Consider the following 16,017-nt stretch of genomic DNA (forward strand, 5'->3'; position numbering starts at 1 on the left):
TTACTTAAAAGTGCGTACTTACTTAAAGTTCGTATATGAAACATAATAGCATCAAGTCATTCAGTTGACCAGTTAGCATGGCTTAAACAAAATAAAGTGGAGGGAATTATAAATGAATATAGCCGCAGTAAAAGTGGATTCCGCGAAAACAAAAGGCGGTTTTCCAGCATTATTAGCATTAGCGATTTCAGCATTTGGAATCGGAACAACAGAATTCGTGCCAGTAGGTTTATTATCATCATTAGCCAATGATCTAAATATATCCATCACATTAGCGGGATTATTAATATCTGGTTATGCAATGGGTGTTGCGTTCGGAGCTCCTATTCTTACAGCTTTAACGAATAAAATGAATAGAAAAACATTGCTTATGCTGCTCATGATTGTTTTTATAGCAGGGAACAGCATTGCAGCTCTTTCTACTAGTTTTAGTTTGCTGCTGGTAGCGCGTTTTATTACAGCTTTCTCTCATGGTGTTTTCTTTTCAATTGGGGCAACGATTGCCGCTGATTTAGTTCCCGAGCATAAGCGTGCGAGTGCAATAGCCTTTATGTTTACGGGATTAACCGTTGCAACAGTTACAGGAGTTCCTTTAGGTACATTTATTGGACAAACCTTCGGATGGAGAGCAACGTTTTGGGCAGTAGCGCTTCTAGGTGTAGCAGCTATTATCGCAAGTGCTATTCTAGTGCCAAAGAATTTAAAAGAAGCACCTCCTTCAAGTTTGAAGGACCAAGTGAAAGTCATTAAAAATGGCCGATTGCTGCTTGCTTTTTCTATAACAGCACTGGGTTACGGCGGAACTTTTGTCGCCTTCACTTATTTAGCACCGATTTTAGAAGATGTGACCGGGTATGCTCCAAAAGCAGTCAGTTTTATTTTATTGGGTTACGGAATAGCAGTTGCAATCGGTAATACCATTGGGGGTAAAGCTGCAGATAAAAATCCTGTAAAAGCTTTGTTCTGGATGTTTGTTGTCCAGGCGATTGTCCTTGTTATCTTATCGTATACTGCGCCATACAAGATAGCTGGAACAATTACGATCTTCTTCTTAGGATTGTTAGCTTTCATGAACGTTCCTGGTCTTCAGGTGTATGTGGTAAAACTAGCCGAAAGATATGTTCCTTCAGCTGTTAATGTAGCATCTGCAATTAATATCGCTGCATTTAACCTAGGTATTGCAATAGGAGCTTTTGTTGGAGGAGTCATTGTGGATTCAATAGGAATCATTCATACTCCATGGATTGGCGGAGTAATGGTGTTTGGTGCTGTTCTTTTAACAGCATGGAGCGGCCAGCTCGAAAAAAGAGATAAGTAATACAAAAGGCAGTCCTAATAGGGACTGCCATTTTGATTTTGCTTATTTCGTAAACTTTGCTGCTATTGGAAGTGGCTGATTTCTGATCCAGGATACTCGCAAGATTCCGATAGCCCCGACTGCAATAATCACCATTGAAAAAATTATCATATTAGAAGGGATAGACGCTAATTTATAGGTGAAGCTTGCAATAAAAGTACCCATAGCGAGACCTAGCCCGCCAATTAGGGCACGAAAGCTGTAGATTTTTCCGATATGGGTTTCAGGGAAATCAGTTTGAATCATTGTTAACAGCATAATGTCTCCCATAGGACTTCCAAACGCTGCAATTACCGCTCCAATTAAAGCAACCGAAAGAGAATCTGTTGAGGCAATCACAATAAACCCTGCGCCTAAAATGAGGTGGCCGGCATACATAAATAAAATGCTTCTTTTCAATGTACCGGCTGCAAAGAGGCTTAATAAATTTCCGATACCATATGCTCCGCCAATGAGACCAAATGCCCCTGCACTTTCTTTTAAGATTTGCTCAGTAAAAAGAGGAACACCTACCATATAGACAGCACCCCAGCATAAATTCACCATTCCAAGACTTATTGATGCCCACAGGAGAACTTTATGATTTTTTAATAAAGAGATAGCTATCTTAAAATCAATCAAAGGAGATTTTTGTTCATAATTCATTTTCTTGGTTTCACTTTTTTGTACAAAGGCTTTGCTAATGATAACGAGAGCGATGGCTGAAAGGATAAAGGTAACAGCGTCTAAAGTGAAAAAATGAGGCAATGGCAGAAATCCAAGAAAGGCTCCCGTTAAACCAGGACCGAAAATTCTAGCCAGTCTATGCGTCGTATCCATCAACGCATTTGTTTGCTGAAGAAGTTCTGAATCCCTGCACAAAGATGGGAGGCTAGCCTGAAGTGAAGGATTAAAGAAGGTGCCTAATCCGGATACAATTACACTGATTATTACGAGATGCCAAACGGTAAGTGTTGAGTACCACTCAATGAAAGGGAGCAGACCAACAAATAATGCACGCAGGATATCCGTTATAATCATTGTTCTGTGACGGTTCCACCGGTCTGCGTAAATTCCGCCTAAAATACCAAAAAACAAAGCGGAGAAAGTACCCGCTCCAATTACATATGCAGCTGATGCACCTAATTCTTTTATTGCGATCCACGTTATTGCAACCACATACAAATGATCACCGATAGCTGAAAATAATTGGCTTACCCATAAAATAACTAAGTTAGAATTCTTAAAGACTCTATGAAAACCCAAATTAAACACCCTTTCTTTTCGTATATTCAGAAAAAGTGTAAGATAACAATGACTATAAAACAATATAATATAGACTATATGATTTATTAAAAATATTAATAGAGGTGATGGTATGGATACAAATCAATTATTAGCTTTTGAACATGTTGTTCGCCACGGCAGTTTCAGTAAAGCTGCTAGAATGATGGATATTTCTCAGCCGACAATCAGTATACGTATTAAGAACTTAGAGGAGGAAGTGGGAGGTGAACTTTTCAAAAGGGGAGGAAACAAGCTGGAGTTGTCGGAATTAGGAAGAACATTTCTCCCTTTTGCGCAGCAAGCCATTGAAACAATAAACAAAGGGATCGAGCAAGCCAAGCTTGCTAAAGAAGGAAGAGGAGGGAAAATAGCAATTGGAACATTGCCGACACTTGCTGCTCATTATTTTTCCTCTGCACTGGCTACATTGCATAAAACGCATCCTCACATAGGAATTGTCGTACATACAGGTCATAATCAGGAGCTGTTAGAAATGCTGTACGAAGGCTATGTAAAACTGTGTATCATGACATATCCTTTCTTTAATACTGAGTTGAAGAGTTTACTGCACATTAGAGAACCATTAGTCTTAGTAACTCACCCTGACCATCCTTTAGCAAATAGAGGTGAAATTGAGATAAGTGATTTAAGAAAAACGGCAGATCCTTTTTTATTAGTAGACTGGAGTGTTGAAACAAAAAGAGTTCAAAGAGATATGATAGGAAGCGATAGTGATTTTGAAGTGCCGCCGCAAACAGCTTATGATCTGCTTAAGAGCGGGATGGGAGTCGCTCTTTTGACAGAAACAATGGTCTCTCAAGATATTAAGCAAGGCACTCTTGTTTCATTGTCTGTAAAGGGATTTCCTAAACTATATAGGGAGAGTGCCTTGGTACAGTTGAAAAGAGAAAAGGAGATTCCCTCGCCGTTAAGAACTTTTATTAGCGTATTTAGTGATGAAATCGAAAAGGAAAAATCCTGTGAGTTAAAGTCGTTTACGTTCTGATCAAGCCGTTTGTTTCCTGTTTCTATTCTTCACTTTGGCAATAATCGCTACTATTAACAGAGGGAGGAAGCCAAAGAAAAAGGTTACGGCAGACTGCATAACAGATCCTGACTCTCCAAGTTCAATTTCATTTTTATACATCGTAAGAGAGAGAAATAAGACAATGCACGCTATGATAAAAATAAAGTTCAAAGGTTTTACTTTAAGAAGGGTAGATAATGCTTGATCCAGAATAAATAGAAGCAGTGCAATCTTCATATAGGAACCTAGGATTAAAGCTATGCCAAATATTGCTTCAATCCTTTCGATAATCTCACCTATACTAATTAATTGAGCAAGAACATGTAATGGAAATTTTTTCAAAAACACCAACGAACCTAGAGCAAGTATCGAACAAATGATGGTTAGCGATAAAATAATCCCGTTTATGAATAAACCTAGATATAGCCACTTATTAATGGTCTGTCCCTGTTTCGGCTTCACGAGATACAAAATCATCGCAAAGAACAGGATATCCATGTAAGGGAACCCGAAACCTATGTACATCCCGTTTAGGATGGGTTTAAATCCTAAAGGCGCCAGAGGCAGTAAGTTGCTAAATTCATAAACGTTAAATGGCAAGATAAGCATAATTACTACGATGAAAAGCAATATGTACATCATCAGATGAAACATGCGAGCCATTACTTCTATTCCTGCTTTGGCTGTCAGTCCCGCTGTTAATAAAATGAGCAAATGAAAGATAAAGAGAGGTGTTTCTCTCATCATTGAGGTTGTAAAGTACTGTCCCATTCCATATACGATGTTAGCTGTTATATATAAGATTACTAAAATAAGAGGCAGGATAAATACATATGCCCATACGTTTCCAAGCGTGAATCTGACCTGGTTCACGTAGCATTCATTTGGATATTGATTATGCAGACTGAGCACAAGATATAAAATGATAAAGCCAGCTAAGTTAGCTAAAAGAATAGAAATCCATGCGGCATTTTGTGCAGCTGCAAGCAGAGGCCCTTGAATGTTAATGAGGGCCGATCCTGTTATATAAACTTGAAACAAAACGGCCATCTGCCAATAACTAATTTTACCTGCGTGCATAGAATTGCTCCTTGTTATTTTACTTTTAGCCATGAAATAACGGTTTCTGCTAATGGACCAAAGATGAAATAAAAGAACTCATCCAAATTTGGGAAGTTCTTGCCGAAAACAAATGAATAGACCAAATAAATGGCTGGAACGGAAAGGACTATATAAATTCTTTTCAATTTTTCATCTTGTTTAATCGCTCTGAAATCAAAGAATAGAAATGCGATTATGAATAAAATAATGATTTTTTCTGTCATAGGGATTCCTCTATTTTTGATGGAATGGCTTACTTATATCGGTACCAGTGTTAATAACATTTACATTCGCTTTTACGTGAAAAACGGTCTTTTTGAAATACGGTACTTTTTCTTTTTGAATTTCCGCCCAAAATTGAGGCTCACTTTTATAAATCTTGTTTCCTAATCCTATAACATCTAGATTTTTCTTTTGAGATTTCTTTAGTAATTTTGTAATGTTACTGTTGATCTGATTCTCAATTCTTTCATTAAGCTTTTCAAGCTGAGGAGCTGTTTCAAGATTTGTACATTCCAATTCTCCAATACTCGCTTGGATTTTCGGCTCGATCGTATAATGAATCTCTTCCCCTTTGATCGAGAGGGATGTTTTTGTATACGCCTCAGTTACCTCAAACGTTTCTTCAGGTCTTTGACCATTGCATTCTACTTCAATGATTCCAAATTGAAACTCATTTAAAGTGAAAAGAAGGGATTTTGATTCTTTATTTGATAAAATGGTTTTTATTTTTCCATTTTGAAGAACCGTCAGTCCATCCACATAAATACTGTTCACTTTTTCTTCTTCTTTTTTTAGGAAAGGTGCGTAGGCAGTATCCACTTCATTGTGCAGCTGTTTTCCCAGCGTAAATAAGTTTGCGGGGTACGTTTTTGCGCTGAACTTGCTCCCTGTTTTTGTTGTTTCATTCAGCTGCTCACTCACCGTGTTCTCAACATGGGGCTTTTCGTTTAAAAAATCAGCAGCAGTTCCTTTTGTAATACCAACTCCTGTTAACAGCCTTGGCTCATGATCACGGTAAAAGAAATCAAGTACTTCACCGACACTATGCTGTTTTGCAATACGTTCACTGATCACGATGAATCGAACATGTCCCCAGTTTGCTTTTCTTCCCGTATGAATGGTAACGTCTCGAATAGCTTCGAATACTGTCTTTGCCTCTGTTTCCAGATTGAAAAACGATTCACCACCACCGCTCCCGGCAGAACCGATTTTTGGGGCAGGTTTATAAAATTGAGTGGTCAATCTAATTGTTCCATCTTTATTTTGATCAATGGCTAGGGACTGAACAAACAGATATTCCGTTAACTCTGAGTGGTCCCAGCATCCTGATAAAAAAAGGAGGGAAGAGGCAACGATGAATTTTATTAACTTTTTCATGCAGCTCTTTCCTCCTTTTTTGTTTGTTTATAATTCTTTTCCAGTATTCCGGTTTCTCAGCAACTTCTTCAAAGAAACCCGGAAGAAACCATCTTTTAATAATGACGTGCTGTTTAATGTGAAAGTTCCAAGGTAAGGCTCTGTTAATACCTTTAGCTTTGATAGGTGAAGGAAGATTAGAATAAACCCCAAGAAAAGTCCGAACCCTCCCATCATGGCAGCAAGAAACATCAATGGTATTCGTAATAAACGTGCTGCAAATCCGAAATCGTAATAAGGAATTGAGAAAGAAGCAATCCCCGTAAGTCCGATGACAACGATCATGATAGGTGAGGTAAGACCAGCATTAATAGAGGCTTCTCCGATAATTAAGGCGCCAACGATACTTACGGTAGAACCAATAGGTTTTGGCAGCCGGATTCCCGCTTCTTGTAAGAGTTCGAAAAAAAAGAGCATGATTAATGCCTCTACAAGCGCAGGGAATGGGATGCCTTCCCGTGTGTCCAGCAGGGCAATAAGCAGGACGGTCGGAATGAGCTCCTGATGAAAAGTAGTTAATGCGATATAAATGCTGGGCAAGGCTAAACTCAGAACAAAACCTATAAATCTCACGAGACGGATAATAGATGAAAAAATAGATCTTTGATAATAATCAGATGCCGATTGAAAGAATTCATTAAAAAGGCCAGGACAGATTACAATAGTTCCGGTGCCTTCCATTAGGATGACAATTTTCCCCTCCAACAAAGAAGCAGCAGCGACATCTGGTCGTTCCGTAAAACGGTATTGAGGGAAAGGGGTAATTGTTGACTCTTCGATTAATTCAGCAATATAGGTTGTTTCAAGAATTTCTTCTGTCGTTATCTTGTTAATTCGCCGTTCAAATTCCTCAAGCATTTGAAAATTAACTGTGCCATCCAAATAGCCATAAACAAATTTTGTGTTCGACTTGTTTTGTGTTTGTTTAAAACAGAATTTTAAGTCTGGAGTTTTTAGCCTTGAGCGGATGAGCCCAAGGTTTTTTTGCAAGTTTTCAATCGTCCCTTCACGAGGACCGACAACAACAACTTCATTTTGCGGCTCTGCTACGCTTCTCTTTTCTACAGAGGAAGCATCGATGCTTATCGCCTGGTTCCATTTATCAAACAGAAGTACGATATGTCCATTCACGATATTTGCGTTTAATTCGTTATAGTTTTTCAAAAGCATGACAGGCCTTGAAGCTATTCCTTTGTTTTCAAAGAAGTTCTTAATTTGCTCTACAGTAACCGAAAGTGAGAGCGCAGCTTCAAAGTCTGGCATATCTTTAATGATTGTGTGAAGCAAGTTTGATTTTTCTTCCTGAATAAGAGAGTCACAGTGTACAACAAGAGCTTCTTGTTTATAGTTTCTTCCGAATTGGAAATTTCGAATTTTAATATCATCACAGTTTTTATAAAGATTGCGAATATACTCTTCATTGTCTGGAAGGTTTTTATAAATAGGGATTTCAATTTTAGTTGTATCCAATGACTTCACCTGCCTTATCCTTAATAATGTTTGATAAGCAAGGGAAATCTATACATTATTTACCATGAAAGATGAGCGCTGATTCCTTGACACTTAATAGAGTTTTTTCAATAATATAGGAAGAATAGCTTTCTAGGGTTCCGCAGTGACTGTTCGCTGGTCTGGTCCGAGAGAAGGCGCACAATGGATACATTGTGTACACGGAGGGATAAAAGCCTGGGAGGATATAGTTATATATCTTTCTGGGCTTTATTTATTGTAGGAGGTCAATATAATGGCATGGGTGTACTTGTTCATTGCAGGTATCTTTGAAATCGTTTGGGCGATAGGGCTTAAATATACGAATGGATTCACTAGATTGTGGCCGTCGATTGTAACCGTAATCGGAATGATCATCAGTTTTTATTTTTTGTCACAAGCTACAAAAGTTCTGCCGATCGGGACGGCTTATACGATTTGGACGGGGATAGGCGCAGCTGGAGCGGTTATTTTAGGAATTGTCCTATTCGGTGAGCCGAAGACCGTGCTTCGTTTTGTATTTTTAGCATTTGTAATTACGGGAATTATTGGTTTGAAGGTTACTGCGGGTAGTCAATAAAAGATGGATTTTTTCATAAACTTTGCTGTTTTTGGAGGTTGTTGATTTCCGTTCCAGGTGCTCGCTTTCCGCGGGGCAGGCGGTCTTCAAGTAAAAGCTACCGATGTGAGCTTCCTCGTCGCATGCCTAGCGAGAAGCTTCTCAGGTGGTAGGCACGCACCTTCCCCTTCAATCAACAGTTCAATGAAGAACTTCAAACCTCTCTATAGCAACATTCATTTAGAAAATAGCCAAAGAAAAAGAAAAAGCTGCCTTAAACAGGTGTTTAATGTACCTGTTCTTAGGCAGCATTTGTGGTTTTAGATTTTCTCTTGTGTTCCTACCTTAGCGTTTTCGTCCAGCTCAAGACTTTGTTTATATTCGATGCGATCAATGACACATCCAGGGCCGATCTCTATCGTGTTACCTCTAACTACTTTTGCATGTGTGTATTCAAGGGACACATGATCACCTTCGATCACTTCTGCAGTTAGCTGATCTGTTTGCTGACCGATAAAGAATTTAATGAGCTTTTTGAAACCCGAAGAATCAATGTTCCTTTTTACGTTAATATTTTCACCGCCGATTTCTTTTGCTTCACAAAGGCGCAGGAGCTCAATGTCGATGTTTCCGGCATTCAGGAGACCATTGATTTTAAAATTGCCACGAGCATTAAAAGATTCTGCCTCGCAGTCACCACCAATTTTTACTTGTCCCTTAACATCTACCTCATCACCAGAAACATTGCCTTTAATTGAAGCAGATCCTCTTACGATGATTTCTTTTCCTTTCAGGTCGCCTTTTATATTAGATGAGCCTTGTATTTTCACTTTGCTGCAAGTTAAATTTCCGTCAATATCAGTGCTTCCATTGATGGTCATTTCTTCAGCTTCCATGTTTCCTTCAATATGGGAAGATCCATTGACCTTGGCAGTACCCGTTTTGATATTTCCTTCTATATGTGCACTGCCGTTGCATTTGAAAACTTCGCACTGAATATCACTGTTTATATGTGCTGACCCATTAACTTTCACTTGATCATATTCACCGCCAGCAGCTGTTCCTGAACCTGAAATGCTTATGTTTCTTTGTTTTGTCTTTTCCATAACTATTCCTCCTCAACGTTTACGAAATCTTTAATTTTAACTCTTCAATGCATTGATTCAGTTTGTAATGGGCAATAATTTTTGTTTGAGATTCTACGAACAGCTTAGCTGGTTCAGGTGTGAGGATAAAGAAAGATACACCCATTTTTCGAATAAAAATAAGTTCGCTTTCCTTGCCTTTTATTTCATTCGAATGTTGCTGAAGGATGTGAAGAAGTTCCATTCCTTCTGAGCGGTTCATTTCTCCAGTTTGAAGCAGGGTATCTAGTAAGTATAAGGTTAGTAATTGATCAAACGAGAAAGTAGAAGTGGTGCCATTGTGGTTGTTATACATTTCTAAAGCAGTATAAGAAACAATGTTACGTTTTGTTAATTCCTCTGCTGATAAGGAAGTAATAGTTGGGGATGGGGAGAACATATCAGCAAGTTCATCTAGCGACAAATCATCTTTTAAATTCTTAATTTTTTCAACTCGCTGCAGGATATCTTCTTTTGGAAAGAATGTCTCTTGGCCTGTAAAGGTTGATTTGCGTATAAACCAGTTTTCAGGAATCAGATTTTTTCGTTTCCAGCGATATAACTGACCATACGAAATATTTGCAGCTTCTAGAAGATCTTTCTTTGAGATTAAATTTTCCATGCTCAACCTCCTTCTATAACTAATGTAACATAACACTGTTACGTTACGCAAATATTTTTTCCATTTTTTTAAAGGAAATGATCTAATGGTTGTGAATATCAATAAGTATGGGAGTTACGGGGGTGGATGTATGAAGGAATGGTTTAGTGAAGGGGAGTCAGGGTTTATTATGTTCGGTGCTGAACATATTATCAGCCTGCTAATAATCGTATTTATCGTAATATTCATGTACCTCTTTCGCTCTCGTATAAAAGAAATGCATTCAATAAAATACATATTCTTGTTGAGTCTTGCTTTATCCGAAGTGAGCTACCAGTGCTGGGCATTATATAATGGGATTTGGACAGTGAAGTTGTATCTGCCGCTTCAGCTGTGCAGTTTAAATATCCTGTTATGCATGCTCTTGCTGTTAACAGAGAATAAGAAGCTTTTTGCTTTTGTGTATCTGTTTGGCTTTACAGGTGCATTACAAGGGTTGCTTACTCCAGAACTCTATCAGCAGCCATGGCACTTTCGTTTTATCCAATATTTTTTCGCACATGGTCTCATCGTTTGGACTGCTATGTATTATGCGATCGTAAAGTCTTTTAAAATAACGTGGGGAAGATTTTTTAAGTCGTTCCTATGGCTCAATTTCTATGCCGTAAGTGTCTACGGCATTAATATTTTGCTGAATACGAATTATATGTTTCTAATGAGCAAGCCTGGAAAAGCTTCGCTGATGGACTTCCTTGGTCCGTATCCATGGTACATTCTTGGTTTAGAACTGATTGCGTTTTTCATGTGTTTACTTGTATTGATTCCTGTACTGGATAAATCCTCTGAACCAATTAATAAAGACCGCTCGCCGATTGGTGCGTAGCGGTCTTTTTGTATGTTTTGTGACATCGATTGGAATGAAAAGAATAATTGGTATTTATTAGTATAATAGAAGTGAGGAGGGATATTTTATGAACCAAGCTGTTATTAAGCCAATTAAATGGGTGCCGTTTCTCGCTCTATGTTTATTAGTAATTGGGAGCAATATGATTTTGTACATGACACCATTCTTTCAGCCGGTGCCAAATCTAGTAGTAGCAGGCTCCATGTTTGATTTCCTTCTAGTTATCCCGATTCTTGTATACTACTTTATTATTCGTAAAAGATATTCTTGGAAACTCACTGTCCTTACAGCCATCGCAAGCTATGGGCTGGCGACTTTAATTATTCCAGATTCATTATTAGTAATGTAGCCATGATCCCAAAAGCTTTACTCCTGTTAGAAGCAGGATTCGTTTCAATTGAGCTGTATTTGTTAATCATAGTTATAAGGAAGTTTCCTAAAGTAAAAGCATCTTACAGAAAGCTCCGGGTTGAACTTCCATTTCTGATTAAAATTAAACAAGCGTTTTACTCACACTTTTCCGACAGCCGTATGCTCGATGCTGTTGTCAGTGAGATTACGATGCTTTACTATGCTTTGTTCTCCTGGAGAAAACCAGCTTTGAAGTCAGGTGAGGTTTTTACTTTTCATAAAAAAACAAGCTTTGTCGCTCTTAATCTGATGCTGATTCATGCACTCATTATTGAATCAGTTGGACTTCACTATTTTTTTAGCAAGATCGACCACACGCTTTCTCTAGTACTGCTCTTCATCAATGTCTATTCAGTGCTTTTCCTTTTTGGCCAGATGCAGGCAGTTAAGAAAATCCCTTTAATCACAACGGAAGATTCTATCATTATGAATATCGGCTTCTTTAAGGGAATGTCACTTCCTTATACAGCCATAAAGCAAATAAGAAGATATGAAGGACTGGATACGATATCTGCTTCAGAAAAGAAATACACTTTTGAAGCATTAGTGAGTGATTTTATTCCGGAAAAGCCATCAATCGAAATTCTTTTAAAGGAACCTGTAGTGACAGACCTCATTTATGGATTTAAAAAGAAAGTTACTAGAGTGGTAATAAAAGTGGATGAACCTTCATCTTTAATGAACATAATAGAAAATAGAATGACTTCTGAAAATGAAACGGATTGAAATTTTTTAACAAATGTTCGATTTCACCTTGTTAAATGGAAATGCTATTGTTACTATTTCAGAAGGTTATAGAAAAATTCCCTCGACAGGTGAAAATAGACTATGTTTAAAAATAATTCTGCAACTACACAACAAAAAAAGAATTTCTTAACTTCTGTTCAGCTTATCGTAATCTTTTATTTATTGTCCGTTATCGCGGCTACGATTCTATTAAGTTTGCCAGTCGGACATAAAGAGGGAGTAAAGCTTTCTTTCATTGATACATTATTTACAGCAGTAAGTGCTGTGAGTGTTACAGGGCTCACTTCAGTAAATATTTCTGAAACATTCAATCATACTGGTGTTGTTTTACTTGCTATTGTTGTTCAGATTGGCGGTATAGGTGTAATGACACTGGGAACTGCTATTTGGCTGCTAATCGGTAAAAGAATCGGTATGAGAGAGCGGCAGCTTATTATGACAGATCAAAACCAGTCGACTTTGGCGGGTCTCGTTCAGCTTATGAAACAAATTTTAACCTTGATCATCGGGATAGAAGTTGTGGGGACTGTGCTTTTCTTTATCCTGTTCCAGCCATATTACGACACTGAACTGGAGGTACTGTACCACGCTTTCTTCGCCTCAGTTACGGCGACAACAAATGCCGGATTCGATATTACGGGAAGCTCTCTGATGCCGTTTCGTCACGATTACCTCGTTCAGATCGTGACTATGTTTTTGATTACGTCTGGAGCGATCGGTTTTCCTGTATTGGTAGAGATCAATAATTTTATAAAAGAAAGAAAGTATTTGGAGCGCTATACATTTACTCTTTTTACAAAAGTAACAACTATTACGTTTGCATTATTAGTAGTAACGGGAGCATTAGGAATCTACCTGTTGGAGATGAATGCTTTTTTCGAAGGTAAATCGTGGCATGAAACATTCTTTTATTCGATGTTTCAGTCTGTTACAACCCGAAGCGGCGGATTATCTACAATGGACGTCTCAGAGTTTACCGTTCCAACTTTGCTCTTTTTGGGCGTAATGATGTTTATTGGAGCCTCTCCGAGCAGTGTCGGCGGCGGTATTCGGACAACAACATTTGCAGTAGCTGCTTTGGCGATTTTCTTTTATGCAAAAGGACGAAATACGATCAAAATCTTTAATCGGGAAATCTACCCGGAAGATATACAAAAATCATTTATCGTAATAATCGTTGCCATGGTGCTGTGTACAACATCAACCATAATTATTTCAATTACAGACCCAATGCCGATCGAGAAAATCTTTTTTGAAGTCTGTTCCGCATTTGGAACTACAGGACTTTCAACTGGAATCACAGGTACATTAAGTTCAACCGGTAAAGTGATCTTGATGATTTTGATGTTTATCGGACGAATCGGCGTTCTTTCTTTTCTTTTTATTATTCGAGGAAAAGTAGCGACTGAACACATTCATTATCCAAAAGAAAAATTAATAATTGGCCAATAAAAGCAATCACGTTTGAATTCAGCCTAATGTTTACTTATAATGTACATAAGTAAATAGTGTCCTTCGGGGTTTGGGTGAAAGTCCCGACCGGCGGTGATGAGGCTGTTAAATTGTCTCTTAGTCCGTGACCCGGTTTTGTTATTAAGCAAAAACGGTGGATTCGGTGTAAGTCCGAAGCCGACAGTATAGTCTGGATGGGAGAAGGAACGTGAATGCTTTTAAACACTTGTTTAATAAAACAGTGATTTTAAAGGTTTATTTAGTTATAGCCTTTTAACAACAACCCCGGGAGCGATTGAGTTCTCGGGGTGTTTTTTTACAAGGCTTTTTTCTAAAAGATTGTTGCTACAGGGAGCTTTGAAGTTCTTCATTGAAGAGTTGATTGCAGTGGAAGGTGCGTGCCTACCACCTGAGAAGCTTCTCGCTAGGCATGCGACGAGGAAGCTCACATCTGTAGCATTTGCTTGTAGACGCAGGAGCAAGGATACTTCTATGAAGCGGGTCAGGTGAGACACTTAAAAGTGAAACGTACGAATGTGGCTCACCGCCTGCCCCGCGGAAAGCGAGCAACCTGGTACGGAAATCAACATCTTCCAAAAACAACAAAGTTTACGAAAACAGCCTTTCACAAAAAAACTCCCAGATTCAAGCACATTTACGATCAGCGAATATTGAAAAAGAACGGGCAAGGGAGGTAAAGTTTTTGTTTACAGGAATCATTGAAGAACTCGGTACGATTAAGTCTATTAATAAAGGAAACGAAACAATCGTTCTCACCATATCTGCTGAAAAAGTTCTGCAGGATGTAAACCTTGGGGACAGTATTGCAGTTAACGGGGTATGTCTTACCGTAACATCTTATAACTCTAGTCAATTCACAGTAGATGTTATGCCTGAAACGTTCAGGACTTCCACATTGAAACTTTTAAACAATCGTGATCCTGTTAATTTAGAACGGGCAATGGCAGCCGGGGGGCGGTTTGGCGGACATTTTGTTTCAGGGCATGTCGATGGAACCGGACAAATCACGGAGAAGCGTCCAGAAAAGAATGCGATCTACTATACCATTTCTCTTCCTGATCATTTGATGAGGTACTTCATGTTAAAAGGGTCCGTATGCGTTGATGGAACGAGCCTTACTGTTTTTGATGTAACAAAGAATACAATTACGGTTTCCCTTATTCCTCATACGGCGGATCATACTATTTTAGGAAAGAAAACAACTGGAGATCTTGTAAACATCGAATGCGATATGCTTGCGAAATACGTATCCAGAATGCTGTCTCCAGAAAAAGAAAAAACTAAACAAAAGTCGAAGCTGTCTCTTGATTTCTTACAAGAGCACGGATTTTAGGAGGAGAGTCAATGTTCCACTCCATAGAGGAAGCTGTAGAAGATTTAAAAGCAGGAAAAATTGTTATTGTAGTTGATGATGAAGACCGTGAAAATGAAGGGGATTTTGTTGCCCTGGCAGAAGGGATAACAGCTGAATCCATCAACTTTATGGTTACACATGGCAGAGGGTTAGTGTGTACACCGATCTCAGAAGAAATTGCAGTTAAGCTTGATTTATCCCCGATGGTTGCAGCCAATACAGATTCTCATGGCACTGCATTTACGATTAGTGTGGATCATGTATCAACTACAACTGGAATCTCAGCACAAGAACGAGCTGCCACTGTTCGTGAGCTGGTGAATGAAGACTCGGTTCCATCTGATTTCAAACGTCCTGGTCATATTTTTCCATTGATCGGTAAAACAGGCGGAGTCCTAAGAAGAGCCGGTCATACTGAAGCTGCTATCGACCTGGCAAAAATGGCGGGGAGCAAATCTGCGGGTGTTATCTGTGAAATCATGAAAGAAGACGGTACGATGGCACGTGTACCAGAACTTGTAGAATTAGCGAAACAGCACAATATGAAGTTGATAACGATAAAAGATCTGATCACATACCGAAACAAAACAGAGCAAATGGTGAAAAGGGAAGTCGAAATCAACCTTCCAACAGAGTATGGTGATTTTAAAGCGGCTGGCTTTTCTAATGTGTTGGACAACAAAGAACATGTTGCACTGATAAAAGGTGATATAAGCGACGGTGAGCCTGTGTTGGTGCGGGTTCACTCTGAATGTCTGACTGGAGATGTTTTTGGTTCAAACCGCTGTGACTGCGGACCTCAACTTCATGCAGCACTTTCACAGATCGAGAAAGAAGGCCGCGGAGTCTTATTGTATATGAGGCAAGAGGGAAGAGGTATCGGACTCATTAACAAAATGAAAGCTTACAAACTGCAAGAAGAAGGTCTTGATACAGTTGAAGCGAACGAACAGCTTGGGTTTGCGCCAGATTTGCGTGATTACGGAATCGGAGCACAAATCTTAAAAGATCTAGGCATCAATAAAATGAAACTTCTAACGAATAATCCGAGGAAAATCGCCGGTCTTAAAGGCTATGATCTTGAAGTTACCGAGCGAGTAGCGCTTCAGATGCCTCACAATGAAAGCAATGAAGACTATTTGAAAACAAAGAAAAACAAATTGGGGCATATGCTTCATTTCTAAAA

Annotated in this window: 16 protein-coding genes and 2 riboswitches; of the genes, 9 read left to right on the forward strand and 7 right to left on the reverse strand. The window is 38.8% G+C overall.

Annotated features, from left to right (window positions below; all coding sequences use genetic code 11):
* Window positions 1-112 precede the first annotated feature (112 nt).
* Window positions 113-1,318, forward strand: coding sequence for an MFS transporter (locus ABE41_RS03360; protein WP_066286494.1), 1,206 nt, complete (start codon window positions 113-115; stop codon window positions 1,316-1,318).
* A gap of 42 nt (window positions 1,319-1,360) precedes the next feature.
* Here the strand turns inward: ABE41_RS03360 and ABE41_RS03365 are convergent, their stop codons facing one another.
* A complete protein-coding gene (locus ABE41_RS03365; RefSeq protein ID WP_066286496.1) occupies window positions 1,361-2,602 on the reverse strand; it encodes an MFS transporter in 1,242 nt (413 codons plus the stop codon).
* Window positions 2,603-2,714: 112 nt separating this feature from the next.
* On the opposite strand from ABE41_RS03365, the gene ABE41_RS03370 reads away from it, so the two are divergent.
* On the forward strand, window positions 2,715-3,629 hold the full coding sequence (locus ABE41_RS03370; protein ID WP_066286498.1) for a LysR family transcriptional regulator: 915 nt from the start codon (window positions 2,715-2,717) through the stop codon (window positions 3,627-3,629).
* On the opposite strand, the gene ABE41_RS03375 is transcribed toward ABE41_RS03370, so the two are convergent.
* Genes ABE41_RS03375 through ABE41_RS03390 form a run of 4 tightly spaced genes read right to left on the reverse strand, consistent with a single transcriptional unit; the run spans window position 3,630 to window position 7,640 of the window.
* A complete protein-coding gene (locus tag ABE41_RS03375) occupies window positions 3,630-4,730 on the reverse strand; it encodes a GerAB/ArcD/ProY family transporter (protein WP_066286501.1) in 1,101 nt (366 codons plus the stop codon).
* Between the two features lie 14 nt (window positions 4,731-4,744).
* Window positions 4,745-4,975, reverse strand: coding sequence for a hypothetical protein (locus ABE41_RS03380; protein WP_066286502.1), 231 nt, complete (start codon window positions 4,973-4,975; stop codon window positions 4,745-4,747).
* 10 nt (window positions 4,976-4,985) lie between these two features.
* Window positions 4,986-6,131, reverse strand: a complete 1,146-nt coding sequence (locus ABE41_RS03385) for a Ger(x)C family spore germination protein (RefSeq protein WP_066286504.1) — start codon at window positions 6,129-6,131, stop codon at window positions 4,986-4,988.
* Window positions 6,132-6,158: 27 nt separating this feature from the next.
* Window positions 6,159-7,640 carry a spore germination protein gene (locus ABE41_RS03390; RefSeq protein ID WP_172827324.1) on the reverse strand — a complete coding sequence of 494 codons (1,482 nt, stop codon included), beginning with the start codon at window positions 7,638-7,640 and terminating at the stop codon, window positions 6,159-6,161.
* A 121-nt stretch (window positions 7,641-7,761) separates the two neighbouring features.
* A riboswitch (guanidine-I (ykkC/yxkD leader) is annotated at window positions 7,762-7,865 on the forward strand.
* Window positions 7,866-7,914: 49 nt separating this feature from the next.
* Here ABE41_RS03390 and sugE point away from each other — a divergent pair.
* The gene (sugE, locus tag ABE41_RS03395) at window positions 7,915-8,238 is read left to right on the forward strand and encodes a quaternary ammonium compound efflux SMR transporter SugE (RefSeq protein ID WP_066286507.1); all 324 of its coding nucleotides are present in this window, start codon (window positions 7,915-7,917) and stop codon (window positions 8,236-8,238) included.
* 299 nt (window positions 8,239-8,537) lie between these two features.
* Here sugE and ABE41_RS03400 read toward each other — a convergent pair whose 3' ends face one another.
* Window positions 8,538-9,323 carry a polymer-forming cytoskeletal protein gene (locus tag ABE41_RS03400; protein ID WP_066286510.1) on the reverse strand — a complete coding sequence of 262 codons (786 nt, stop codon included), beginning with the start codon at window positions 9,321-9,323 and terminating at the stop codon, window positions 8,538-8,540.
* Between the two features lie 19 nt (window positions 9,324-9,342).
* Entirely contained in the window at window positions 9,343-9,963 is a 621-nt protein-coding gene (locus tag ABE41_RS03405; protein ID WP_066286512.1) for a YhbD family protein, read from the reverse strand.
* A 130-nt stretch (window positions 9,964-10,093) separates the two neighbouring features.
* On the opposite strand from ABE41_RS03405, the gene ABE41_RS03410 reads away from it, so the two are divergent.
* The 6 genes from ABE41_RS03410 to ABE41_RS03435 all read left to right on the forward strand — a co-directional run bounded on the left by ABE41_RS03410 (window position 10,094) and on the right by ABE41_RS03435 (window position 16,015).
* Window positions 10,094-10,825, forward strand: a complete 732-nt coding sequence (locus ABE41_RS03410) for a YwaF family protein (protein WP_066286514.1) — start codon at window positions 10,094-10,096, stop codon at window positions 10,823-10,825.
* 88 nt (window positions 10,826-10,913) lie between these two features.
* The gene (locus tag ABE41_RS03415; RefSeq protein ID WP_066286519.1) at window positions 10,914-11,195 is read left to right on the forward strand and encodes a hypothetical protein; all 282 of its coding nucleotides are present in this window, start codon (window positions 10,914-10,916) and stop codon (window positions 11,193-11,195) included.
* A gap of 2 nt (window positions 11,196-11,197) precedes the next feature.
* Window positions 11,198-11,983 (forward strand): hypothetical protein, encoded by a 786-nt coding sequence (locus ABE41_RS03420; RefSeq protein WP_066286521.1) that lies wholly within the window; start codon window positions 11,198-11,200, stop codon window positions 11,981-11,983.
* 102 nt (window positions 11,984-12,085) lie between these two features.
* On the forward strand, window positions 12,086-13,456 hold the full coding sequence (locus ABE41_RS03425) for a TrkH family potassium uptake protein (protein ID WP_066286524.1): 1,371 nt from the start codon (window positions 12,086-12,088) through the stop codon (window positions 13,454-13,456).
* A 55-nt stretch (window positions 13,457-13,511) separates the two neighbouring features.
* Window positions 13,512-13,666: riboswitch (FMN riboswitch) on the forward strand.
* 493 nt (window positions 13,667-14,159) lie between these two features.
* Window positions 14,160-14,810 carry a riboflavin synthase gene (ribE, locus tag ABE41_RS03430; protein ID WP_066286527.1) on the forward strand — a complete coding sequence of 217 codons (651 nt, stop codon included), beginning with the start codon at window positions 14,160-14,162 and terminating at the stop codon, window positions 14,808-14,810.
* An 11-nt stretch (window positions 14,811-14,821) separates the two neighbouring features.
* The gene (locus tag ABE41_RS03435; RefSeq protein WP_066286529.1) at window positions 14,822-16,015 is read left to right on the forward strand and encodes a bifunctional 3,4-dihydroxy-2-butanone-4-phosphate synthase/GTP cyclohydrolase II; all 1,194 of its coding nucleotides are present in this window, start codon (window positions 14,822-14,824) and stop codon (window positions 16,013-16,015) included.
* Window positions 16,016-16,017: the final 2 nt, after the last annotated feature.

The organism is Fictibacillus arsenicus, from assembly GCF_001642935.1.
Classification (GTDB): Bacteria; Bacillota; Bacilli; order Bacillales; family Fictibacillaceae; genus Fictibacillus; species Fictibacillus arsenicus_B.